The sequence below is a fragment of the Phenylobacterium sp. genome (assembly GCF_030646615.1).
Lineage (GTDB): Bacteria > Pseudomonadota > Alphaproteobacteria > Caulobacterales > Caulobacteraceae > Phenylobacterium.
In genome coordinates this window covers 20,725-31,794 of the sequence record NZ_JAUSLG010000028.1, presented here as the reverse complement: position 1 = coordinate 31,794, position 11,070 = coordinate 20,725, and the positions used below count along the sequence as shown (strand labels likewise).

Genomic DNA, 11,070 nt, shown 5'->3' with positions numbered 1-11,070 from the left:
GCACCCCGGTCTTTGCGATCAAGGGCGAGACCCTGATCGAGTACTGGGAATACGCCCACAAGATCTTCGAATGGGCCGACGGCGGCTATCCGAACCTGATCCTCGACGACGGCGGCGACGCCACCCTGCTGACCGTGCTCGGCCCCAAGGCTGAGAAGGACCCCACCGTCCTGAACAACCCGCAGAACGAGGAAGAAGAAGCCCTCTATACGGTCATGAAGCGCTATCTGGCCGAGAAGCCGGGCTTCTATTCGGCCATTCGCGAGTCCATCAAGGGCGTCTCCGAAGAGACCACCACGGGCGTCCATCGCCTCTATCAGATGGCCGAGCGGGGCGAGCTGCCCTATCCCGCGATCAATGTGAACGACAGCGTCACCAAGTCGAAATTCGACAATCTCTATGGCTGCCGCGAGAGCCTGGTGGACGCCATCCGCCGCGGCACCGACGTGATGCTGGCCGGCAAGACCGCCGTGGTCATGGGCTATGGCGATGTGGGCAAGGGTTCGGCCGCTTCGCTGCGCAACGGCGGCGCCCGGGTCATGGTCACCGAGGTCGACCCGATCTGCGCCCTGCAGGCGGCGATGGAAGGCTATGAGGTGGTCACCGTCGATGACGTGGCCGACAAGGCCGACATCTTCGTCACCGCCACCGGCAACAAGGACGTCCTCACCGTCGATCACATGCGGCGGATGAAGAACAACGCCATCGTCTGCAACATCGGCCACTTCGATTCCGAGATCCAGATCGCCGGCCTGCGCAACTACAAGTGGGACAAGATCAAGGATCAGGTCCACCACGTGGAATTCGCCGACGGCAAGAAGATCATCGTCCTGTCCGAGGGCCGGCTGGTGAACCTGGGCAACGCCACGGGCCATCCGAGCTTTGTGATGAGCGCGTCGTTCACCAACCAGACCCTGGCCCAGATCGAACTCTGGACCAATGGCGGTAGGTACCAGACGCAGGTCTACACCCTGCCCAAGCATCTGGACGAAAAGGTCGCTATGCTTCACCTGGAAAAGCTGGGCGCCAAGCTGACCAAGCTGACCAAGGAACAGGCCGACTATATCAGCGTGTCCGAAACAGGCCCGTTCAAGCCGGACCACTACCGCTACTAGAACTTTATTTTCCGCACCCGTGAAGGTGCGGCGAATTATTTGCGACGCCGCGTCCTGGCCCCTTGCGGGGTGGGGCGCGGCGCTTCTCTATGAGGGCCAATGACCCTCGCCCTCATCATTTCAAGCCATGTGGCCGCCAGCCGCGTCGGCGGCTCGGCCCAGGCCCAGGCTCTGGCCGCCTTCAAGGTGGACGCCATGGTCGCGCCGACCGTGCTCTATGGCCGCCATCCCGGCTGGGGCCCGCCCGGCGGCGCCGCCGTCCCCGTCGAGGCCATCGAGGGCATGCTGGACGGGATCGAGGCCAATGGCCTGTTCGCCCAGACCGACCTGGTGCTTACCGGCTATTTCGCCAGCGCGCCGCAGATCCGCGCCACAGCCCGGGCCATCGACGCCATCCGCGCCGCGCCGCGCGACATCGCCGCCCGCAAGCCCTTCGTCATCGTCGATCCCACCATGGGCGACCAGGGCAAGGGCCTCTATGTGGCTGCCGATGTGGCCGAGGCCATCACCGCCGACCTGGTCCCCCGGGCCGACCTTGTGTGCTGCAACGCCTGGGAGCTCGAGCGGCTGACCGGGGCGCCGGCCCGGACGCCGGCCGAGGCCCTGGCGGCGGCCCGCCTGCTGGGCAGGCCCGTGGTGGTCTCCTCGGTGCAGCGGGACGCCGAGATCGGCGTGGTCTATGCCGACCGGCGCGAAGCCTGGCTGGCCGCCCACCAGCGGGTCGAGAAGGCGCCCAACGGGACCGGCGACCTGCTCAGCGCCCTCTATGGCGCCGCCGTGCTGGATGGGCTGGCGCCCTCCTACGCCCTGGCCCGGGCGGTGGGCGGGGTGGCCGAAACGGTCTCGGCGGCGCATATGTGGAAGGCGAGCGAGCTGCCCCTCGTGGCCATGGCCCAGCGGCTGAGGGCGACCTCGCCCCACGTCCGCATGGAGCGCCTGGCCTAACGCATGCCGTCTGAAGTCCCTGAGATCTACGGCCATTGCGCCGCCGGCCTGGAGCCGGTGCGCGCGGCCTTCGAAGACAATTTCGCGCAGGGGCAGGAGCTCGGCGCGCGGTTTTCCCTGGTGAAGGACGGCGAGTTGATCGTCGACCTCTGGGCCGGCCACGCCGACAGGGCGCGGTCCAGCCCTTTTGACGCCAGAACCCTGACGCCGATCTTCTCCACCACCAAGGCCGTGGCCGCCCTGATGGTCGCCCGCCTGGTGGACCAGGGGCGGCTGGCCTACGACCAGCCCGTGGCCGAGGTCTGGCCGGACTTCGCCGCCGCCGGCAAGGGGGCGATCACGGTGGAGCAGGCCCTGTCGCACCAGGCCGGCCTGTCGGGCTTCGTCGAGGCCATCGAGCCGTCCCTCTGGTTCGACTGGGACGCGGTCTGCGCCAAGTTGGCGGCCATGACGCCGCTCTGGCCGCCGGGGACCGCCAGCGGCTATCACCCGGTGACCTATGGCTATCTGGCGGGCGAAATCTTCCGCCGGGTCGATGGCCGCACCCTGGGGACGGCCCTGCGCGAAGACATCGCCGGCCCCTTCGACCTCGACCTGTGGATCGGCCTGCCGGACGCCGAGCACGACCGCTGCGCCGACCTGCAGCGGCCGCCGGCCTTTCCCGACTTCGGGGAGATCAACGCCCCCACCAGGGCCGCCTTCCTGGAGCCCTGGTCTTCGCCCGGCGGCCGCGGCCAGGCCGAGTGGCGGCGGGCCGAGATCCCCTCGGCCAATGGCCACGCCACCGCCCCGGCGCTGGCCCGGCTGATGGGGGCCCTGGCCTCGGGCGGCTGGCTCGACGGCGAGATGATCCTGTCGCCGGCCCTGGTCGCCGAGATGAGCCGCGAGCGGATCGTAGGGCAAGACCTGGTCCTGCCGTTTGTCATGAGCTGGGGCGCCGGCGTCATGCGCAATAGCGCCCTGCACCCCTGGGGGCCGGGGGATGAGACCTTCGGCCATTCCGGCTGGGGCGGCTCCTGCGCCTTCGCCGATCCGGACACCGGCCTGGCCGGCGCTTATGTGATGAACAAGCAGTCGGCCCACCTGCTGGGCGACCCCCGCGCCAAGCGGCTGATCGCAGCGGCCTACGCAGCCCTCTAGGACAGGCGGTCGCGGAACTCCGCGTAGTCGAATTCCCGCACCATCCGGAGCGCGTCGGTGTCGCTGTTCCACAGGGCGATGGCCGGCAGGGGCACGCCGTTGAAGGTGTTGGTCTTGACCATCGAATAGTGGGCCTGGTCGAGGAAGGCGATGCGGGTTCCAGGCGCGGGCCTGGCCGCAAACCGGTAGTCGCCGATGATGTCGCCGGCCAGGCACGACGGCCCGCCCAGGCGAAGGCTTACGCCGCCTTCCGGCTCCCCCAGCATGGCCGGGCGATAGGGCGCCTCGATCACATCGGGCATGTGGCAGGTGGCCGAGATGTCGGTGATCCCGATGGCCATGCCGTTGTCGAAGACATCCAGCACCTCGCCCACCAATATGCCGGCGTCGAGCGCGATGGCCTCGCCGGGCTCGAGGAAGAGGCCGACGCCATACCGGGCCTTCACCTCGCGCAAAAAGCCGACCAGGGCCTCGCGGCCATAGTCGGCGCGGGTGATGTGGTGGCCGCCGCCGAGGTTCACCCATTTGATCTGGGCGCCCAGCACGCCTTCGATCTTCGGCTCCAGCGAGGCCCAGATGCGGCTCAGCGGCTCGAAGCCCTGTTCGCACAGGGCATGAATATGCAGCCCATCGACGCCGGCCAGGCTGTCAGGCGTCAGCTGCGACACCGGGAAGCCCAGGCGCGAGCCGATCTGGCAGGGGTCGTACTTGGCGACCTCGGCCTCGCTGTGCTCGGGGTTCAGGCGCAGGCCGATCTGGAAGACCTCGCCCGCCGCCCGCGCCGCCTCGATCAGGCCTGAGAACCGCGCGATCTGGTCGGGGGAATTGAAGATCACCGTGTCCGAGAGCCGCAGAATTTCCGGCAGATCGGCAGCCTTATAGGCCGGCGAATAGGTGGTCAGCTCGCCAGCGAAGTGTTCGCGGGCCAGCCTCGCCTCCCAGAGGCCCGAGGCGCAGACCCCGTCCAGGTGCTCGCCCACCAGACCCGCCAGCGACCACATGGAAAAGGCCTTCAGCGCCAGCAGCACCTGGGCGCCGCCGCGGGCGCCCACATCGGCGAGCACGGTCAGGTTCCGCGCGATCGCGGCCTCATCCACCACGAAACAGGGGGAAGGCACGCGGGAAAGATCGAAACGGGCGAAGGCGCCGGCCCCGCCGGCCTTGGTCTCCATGCCCTAGAAGTCCAGGGGCGCGGGCAGATCGCGGACCTTCCAGGGCAGGCCATGGGTGTTCAGCATGTCCATGAACGGGTCGGGATCCAGCTGTTCGAGGTTGAAGACGCCGGCGCCTGAATAGACGCCCTTCAGCATCAGGGCCGCGCCGATCATGGCCGGGACGCCGGTGGTGTAGCTGACCGCCTGGCTGCCGGTCTCGGCATAGGCCTCTTCATGGTCGCAGACATTGTTGATGTAGACGGTCTTCTGAACGCCATCCTTCAGGCCGGTGGCGATCGTGCCGATATTGGTCTTGCCCTTGGTGCGGGGGCCGAGCGAGGCCGGCTCGGGCAGCAGCGCCTTCAGGAACTGCAGGGGGATGATCTCCCGGCCCTCGAACATCACCGGATCGATCCGCAGCATGCCCACATTGCCCAGCACCTCGAGGTGCTTCAGATAGGCGTCGCCAAAGGTCATCCAGAACCGGATGCGCTTGATGTCCGGATAGAACTTGGCCAGCGATTCCAGCTCCTCATGGTACATGAGGTACATGTTCTTCGGCCCCACCTGGTCGAAGTCGAACACCTGTTTCTGTGCGAGCGCCGGCCCCTCGACCCACTGGCCGTTCTCCCAGTGCCGCGAGGGCGCGGTCACTTCGCGCAGATTGATCTCGGGATTGAAGTTGGTGGCGAAGGGGTGGCCATGGTCGCCGCCATTGCAGTCGAGAATGTCCAGGGTCTCGATCGTGTCCAGCAGGTGCTTGGCGGTGTAGGTGGTGAAGACCGAGGTCACGCCGGGATCGAAGCCGCAGCCCAGGAGCGCCATCAGCCCGGCGTCCTTGAAGCGGTCCTGATAGGCCCACTGCCAGCTGTATTCGAACTTCGCCTCGTCCCGGGGCTCGTAATTGGCGGTGTCCAGATAGTGGACGCCGGCGGCCAGGCAGGCCTCCATGATCGCCAGGTCCTGATAGGGCAGGGCTAGGTTCACCACCAGCGCGGGCTTCACCGACTGGATCAGGGCCGTGGTCGCGGCGATGTCGTCGGCGTCGAGGGCGGCGGTCTCCACCACCACGCCGGTGCGCGCCTTCACTGACTCGGCGATGGCGTCGCACTTGGACCGGGTGCGGCTGGCCAGCGTGATGTGGCTGAAGATGTCGCTCGACATGGCCATCTTGTGGACCGCCACCGAGCCCACGCCGCCCGCGCCAATCACCAGAATTCTGCTCATCTCGCGCCCTTCCCTGCCGCCAGCGGCAAATCACAGTCCCAAAACGCCCGACCCGCGGGGAAGGGGCCATATCACGTGACGGGGCGCGGGGCTAATGGGGGGCGCGTTTGGGCGGTGAAGGTTCGGTGACGGGAGGCTGCGGTCTTTCAAGAGGGGACACGAAGGACTCCAAGGGGCGCAAAGGACACGAAGGCGATGGGGCGGAGGCCCAGCCCCTCCCCCCAATACCGTCACCCCCGGGCTTGAACCCGGGGGTCCATGCACACCCCAGCCGGCCCCCGTGTTCATGGATGGTCGGATCAAGTCCGACCATGACGGTGATAAGCTGTTGGACGACTGAGCAGCCCCGCCACCTCCTCATGCTGAGGTGCGAGCGCCAGCGAGCCTCGAAGCACGCAAGGCCCTACCCCGCGCCCGCCGCTGGCGCCCCAAGTCCGAACCACAAAGCGCACGAAGCCCACAAAGAAGGTCACTGCGCCTTCGCGCCCTTTGTGTCCTTCGTGGTTGGCCCTTCCCCTTGCCCCACGCCCAAGCCCATGCATCCTGGCCCCGTCATGCTGCAGCTTCTGGACAAGGACATCTGGACGGCGGCGGGACCGCAGGTGCGCGTCCTGGGGTTTGCCTATCCCACGCGGATGGCCGTCATCCGGCTTAAGGACGGCCTGTTCATCTGGTCGCCCACGGCGCTTGGGCCCGAGCTGAAGGCCGCCGTCGACGCCCTGGGGCCGGTGCGCCACCTGGTCTCGCCGACGGCCATGCACCACCTGTTTCTCGCCCAGTGGCAGGCCGCCTATCCCGAGGCCCGGCTCTACGCCCCGCCGGGCCTGCGCCAGCGGCGGCCCGACCTTGCCTTTGACGGCGACCTCAATGACGGCCCGGGCCACCCCTGGTCCGATGAGATCGATCAGGTCTGCTTCGCCGGCAACCGGATCGCCGTCGAGGTGGTGTTTTTCCACCGGGCCAGCCGCACCGTGCTCTTCGCCGACCTGATCCAGCAGCTCGATCCGGCCAGCCTCACCGGCTGGCGGGCGCTGATCGCCCAGCTGGACCTGATGAGCGGCCCCACACCCCAGACCCCGCGCAAATTCCGCCTGGCCTTCACCGACCGCAAGGCGGCCCGCACAGCCCTCGCCCGCATCACCGCCTGGCCGGCGCGGCGCGTCCTCATGGCCCACGCCCCGCCGGTGCTGGAAGACGGCCAGGCCTTCATCACCCGCACCTTCGCCTGGCTGCGGGGCTGAGCCTCAGGACGGGACACGAAGGCGAGGCGGCACGGCGCCCGGCGCCTCCCTTCCCCCGTCACCCCCGGGCTTGACCCGGGGGTCCATGCACACCGCGGCCGGCCCCTGTGTTCGTGGATGGGCGGATCAAGTCCGACCATGACGGTGATGAGCTGTTGGACGAACGAGCTGCCCCGCCCACCCCCTCATGGTGAGGTGCGAGCGAAGCGAGCCTCGAAGCACGCAAGGCCCCGCACCGCGCCCGCCGCAGGCGCCCCAAGTCACACCACAAAGCACACGAAGCCCACAAAGACGGACACGGCCCCTTCGCGCCCTTTGTGTCCTTCGTGGTGGATCGCCCCCCGCGCTCTTCAACCCAACGCCACCTCTTCATAGGTCTTTGGCGGTTCAGGGATCGGGCTGCCACGTTCGCTGCCACCCCAATCCCCACCTCCGCCCGTGGACCACCGCCCCTCGCGCGCCTATCTTCCGGCCATGACCGACACTCTTGATGCCGCCCCCCTGCCGGACCTGCCGCGTGAGACCACTCAGGATGGGCCGCCGGTGCGGCTCTATCTGGTGGATGGGTCGGGCTATATCTTCCGCGCCTATCACGCCCTGCCGCCATTGACCCGAAAGAGCGACGGCCTGCCCATCGGGGCGGTGTCGGGCTTCTGCAACATGCTGTGGAAGCTCTTGGTGGAGATGCGGGCCCAGGCGGACGCCCCCACCCACCTGGCGGTGATCTTCGACCATTCGGAGAAGACGTTCCGCAACGGCCTCTATGACCAGTACAAGGCCCACCGGCCGCCGCCGCCGGAGGACCTGATCCCGCAGTTTCCCCTGGTCCGGGAGGCGACCCGGGCCTTTGGCGTGCCCAGCCTGGAGCTGGCCGGCTATGAGGCCGACGACCTGATCGCGGCCTATGCCTGCAAGGTGCGCGACATGGGCGGCGAGGTGACCATCATCTCGTCGGACAAGGACCTGATGCAGCTGGTGGGCGACCGGGTCTTCATGCTCGACACCATGAAGAACCTGAAGATCGGCCGCGAGCAGGTGATCGACAAGTTCGGGGTGCCGCCGGAAAAGGTGGTGGACGTCCAGGCGCTGTGCGGCGACTCCGTCGACAATGTGCCCGGCGCGCCGGGCATCGGGATCAAGACCGCCGCCCAGCTGATCAACGAATATGGCGACCTCGACACCCTGCTGGCCCGGGCGGGCGAGATCAAGCAGCCCAAGCGGCGCGAGACCCTGATCAACTTCGCCGACCAGATCCGCCTGTCGCGCCAGCTGGTGCAGCTGGACTGCGACACCCCCCTGCCCGCCGCCATCGACGACCTGGCCGTGGCCGAGCCGGAGCCCGCCGTGCTGGCCGCCTTCCTGGAAGAGATGCAGTTCCGCAGCCTGGCCAGGCGGGTGAGCGCGGGCGACGCGGCGCCCTCCCAGCCGGCGCCGGAACCGCGGTCTGCGCCCGAGGCGCCGGCCATCGACGTCAACGGCTATGAGTGCGTGCGCGATGTGGCGACGCTTGAGGCCTGGATCGAGAAGGCCCGGGCCATCGGCGTCGTGGCCTTCGACACCGAGACCGACGCCCTGTCGTCGGCCAGCGCCGGCCTGTGCGGCGTGTCCCTGGCGGTGGCCCCAGGCCAGGCCTGCTATATTCCGCTGGCCCATGAGGAGATGGACGGCTTGGCCCTGGACGCCCCGTCGGACCTGACCCAGATTCCCCTGCCCATCGCCATCGAACTCCTGAAGCCGATGCTGGAGGACGCCGCTGTCCTGAAGATCGCCCAGAACGCCAAGTACGACCTGGCCGTCCTGTCGCGCTATGGGGTCCGCGTGGCGCCGGTCGAGGACACCATGCTGATCTCCTATGTGCTGGAGGCGGGCCTGCACGGGCACGGCATGGACGAGCTGTCGCGCCTGTGGCTGAACCACGAGCCCATCCCGTTCAAGCAGGTGGCCGGGACCGGCAAGGGGCAGAAGAGCTTCAAGAAGGTCGAGCTGAAGGCCGCCACCTGCTACGCGGCCGAGGACGCCGACGTCACCTTGCGCCTGTACCAGGTGCTCAAACCCAGGCTGGCGCCCGCGGGGCTGTCGACCGTCTATGAGACCCTGGAGCGCCCCCTGGCGGCCGTGCTGGCCGACATGGAGGTGGCCGGGATCGCGGTGGACCCCGAGCACCTGCGCAAGCTCTCCAACGACTTCGCCCTGCGGATGGGCGAGTTCGAGCAGCAGGCGCACGCCCTGGCCGGCCGGCCGTTCAACCTGGGCTCGCCCAAGCAGGTGGGCGAGATCCTGTATCAGGAGATGGGCCTGGCGCCCAAGCGCACCACGGCGTCCGGCGCCTCGTCCACCGACGCCTCGGTGCTGGAGGAGCTGGCCGCCCAGGGCCACGAGCTGCCGCGGGTGCTGCTGGACTGGCGCCAGCTGTCCAAACTGAAGGGCACCTATACGGACGCCCTGGTGGCGGCCATCGCGCCGGACACCCGGCGGGTCCACACCTCGTTTGCGCTCGCCGCCACCACCACCGGGCGGCTATCGTCCTCGGACCCCAATCTGCAGAACATCCCGATCCGGACCGAGGAGGGCCGCAAGATCCGCAAGGCCTTCGTGGCCGAGCCTGGCCATCTGCTGATCAGCGCCGACTACAGCCAGATCGAGCTGCGCATCCTGGCCCATATGGGCGACATTCCGCAGCTGAAGCGCGCCTTCCAGGACGGCTTGGACATCCACGCCATGACCGCCTCGGAGATGTTCGGCGTGCCCATCGAGGGCATGCCGGCCGAGACGCGCAGGCGGGCCAAGGCGATCAATTGCGGCATCGTCTACGGCATCTCGGCCTTTGGCCTGGCCAACCAGCTGTCGATCCCGCAGGACGAGGCCGGGGCCTATATCCGCACCTATTTCGAACGCTTCCCCGGCATCCGCGACTATATGGACGCCGAAAAGGCCAAGGTGCGGAGCCAGGGCTTCGTCACCACCCTGTTCGGCCGCAAGGTGAACATCCCCGAGGTCGGCGCCAAGGCCGCCGGCATGCGCGCCTTCGCCGACCGCGCCGCCATCAATGCGCCGATCCAGGGCACGGCGGCCGACGTGATCCGCCGGGCCATGATCCGCATGCCGGGCGCCCTGGCCGCCGAGGGCCTGGCCACCCGCATGCTGCTGCAGGTGCACGATGAACTGGTCTTCGAGGCGCCGGAGGCGGAGGCGCAGGCCGCCATCGCCGTGATCAAGAAGGTGATGGAGACCGCCTCGGAGCCTGCCGTGGCCTTCAGCGTGCCTCTCGTGGTGGAGGCCCGCGCCGCGGCCAACTGGGACGACGCCCACTAAAGGCTTAAGGCCAGGCCGGAACCTCGGCCGTCGCGGGTCGTTCTCGCCCGGCCATGGCCACAGCCTCCGAACACGACGCCGAGACCGCCCTTCGCCAGACCCTGCGCTGGCTGGGCGCCGCCCCCCTCGGCGCCCTGGCGCAACTGGCCTGCCGGTTCGGCTACGGCGCCCGGGGTTTTGTCTATCTCAGCATCGGCGCCATCGCCGTCCTGGCGGCCCTGGACCGCGTACCGGAGGCCGAGGGCTCCATGGGCGCCATGGAGGCCTGGGCCCAGTGGCCGGCAGGCTGGGTCCTGCTGTGGATCACCGGGCTTGGGCTCTATGGCTTCGCCGGCTGGAGGATCCTGCAGTCAGTGTTCGACGCCGACCGCCAGGGGACCAGCCTCAAGGCTCTGGCGAGCCGCACCGGCCAGGGGGTCAGCGCGGCGGTCTATGGGGTGCTGGGCTTTTCGGTGTTCGGCGCGCTGGACGTCCTGGGGGATCTGGGCGAGCCCGACGACCGTGACGCCGAACAGGCGGCGGTGGAGCAGGCGCTCAGCTTTCCCGGCGGCGAGTGGCTGATCATCGGGGTCGGCGGCTTCATCCTGACCGCCGGCGTCGCCAACCTGGTCAAGGCCATCCGCGGCGGCCTGTGCAAGCGTCTGGTCTGCGAGGGCGGCGCGGCGCGGCTGGCCGACCCCCTGGGCCGCCTGGGCTATGGCGCCCGGGGCGTGGCCTTCGTCGTGGCAGGCTTCATGATGGGCCAGGCGGGCCTGCACGCCAATGCCTCGGAGGCCGCCGGCATGTCTGAGGCCCTTCAGGCCATGGAGAACGCCCCCTATGGCGATGCGGTCCTGGTGCTGATCGCGCTCGGCCTGGTCTGCTTCGGGGCCTTCGCCCTGATGGAGGCCCGCTACCGCACCATCCCCGCCGGCGATGTGGTGGACGACTAGGGAG

At 68.6% G+C, this 11,070-nt stretch carries 8 protein-coding genes; 6 read left to right on the top strand and 2 right to left on the bottom strand.

Annotation, left to right across the window (positions count from 1 at the left end; translation table 11 throughout):
* The 3 genes from Q7S93_RS04935 to Q7S93_RS04925 all read left to right on the top strand — a co-directional run.
* A partial coding sequence (locus tag Q7S93_RS04935; RefSeq protein ID WP_304712628.1) for an adenosylhomocysteinase occupies nucleotides 1-1,115 on the top strand: 1,115 nt, incomplete at its 5' end.
* Between the two features lie 99 nt (nucleotides 1,116-1,214).
* Nucleotides 1,215-2,060, top strand: a complete 846-nt coding sequence (locus Q7S93_RS04930; protein WP_304712627.1) for a bifunctional hydroxymethylpyrimidine kinase/phosphomethylpyrimidine kinase — start codon at nucleotides 1,215-1,217, stop codon at nucleotides 2,058-2,060.
* A gap of 3 nt (nucleotides 2,061-2,063) precedes the next feature.
* A complete protein-coding gene (locus Q7S93_RS04925; RefSeq protein WP_304712626.1) occupies nucleotides 2,064-3,200 on the top strand; it encodes a serine hydrolase domain-containing protein in 1,137 nt (378 codons plus the stop codon).
* Here the strand turns inward: Q7S93_RS04925 and Q7S93_RS04920 are convergent.
* Both Q7S93_RS04920 and Q7S93_RS04915 read right to left on the bottom strand, forming a co-directional pair.
* The gene (locus Q7S93_RS04920) at nucleotides 3,197-4,372 is read right to left on the bottom strand and encodes a carboxynorspermidine decarboxylase (protein WP_304712625.1); all 1,176 of its coding nucleotides are present in this window, start codon (nucleotides 4,370-4,372) and stop codon (nucleotides 3,197-3,199) included. The genes Q7S93_RS04925 and Q7S93_RS04920 overlap by 4 nt on opposite strands.
* Nucleotides 4,373-4,375: 3 nt before the next feature.
* Nucleotides 4,376-5,581: a saccharopine dehydrogenase family protein gene (locus Q7S93_RS04915; RefSeq protein ID WP_304712624.1), complete on the bottom strand. Its 1,206-nt coding sequence runs from the start codon at nucleotides 5,579-5,581 to the stop codon at nucleotides 4,376-4,378.
* Between the two features lie 536 nt (nucleotides 5,582-6,117).
* Between Q7S93_RS04915 and Q7S93_RS04910 the strand changes: the two genes are divergently transcribed.
* The 3 genes from Q7S93_RS04910 to Q7S93_RS04900 all read left to right on the top strand — a co-directional run bounded on the left by Q7S93_RS04910 (nucleotide 6,118) and on the right by Q7S93_RS04900 (nucleotide 11,066).
* Nucleotides 6,118-6,822, top strand: a complete 705-nt coding sequence (locus tag Q7S93_RS04910; RefSeq protein WP_304712623.1) for a DUF4336 domain-containing protein — start codon at nucleotides 6,118-6,120, stop codon at nucleotides 6,820-6,822.
* Between the two features lie 474 nt (nucleotides 6,823-7,296).
* Entirely contained in the window at nucleotides 7,297-10,134 is a 2,838-nt protein-coding gene (polA, locus tag Q7S93_RS04905) for a DNA polymerase I (RefSeq protein ID WP_304712622.1), read from the top strand.
* 53 nt (nucleotides 10,135-10,187) lie between these two features.
* Nucleotides 10,188-11,066, top strand: coding sequence for a DUF1206 domain-containing protein (locus Q7S93_RS04900; protein WP_304712621.1), 879 nt, complete (start codon nucleotides 10,188-10,190; stop codon nucleotides 11,064-11,066).
* Nucleotides 11,067-11,070 lie beyond the last annotated feature (4 nt).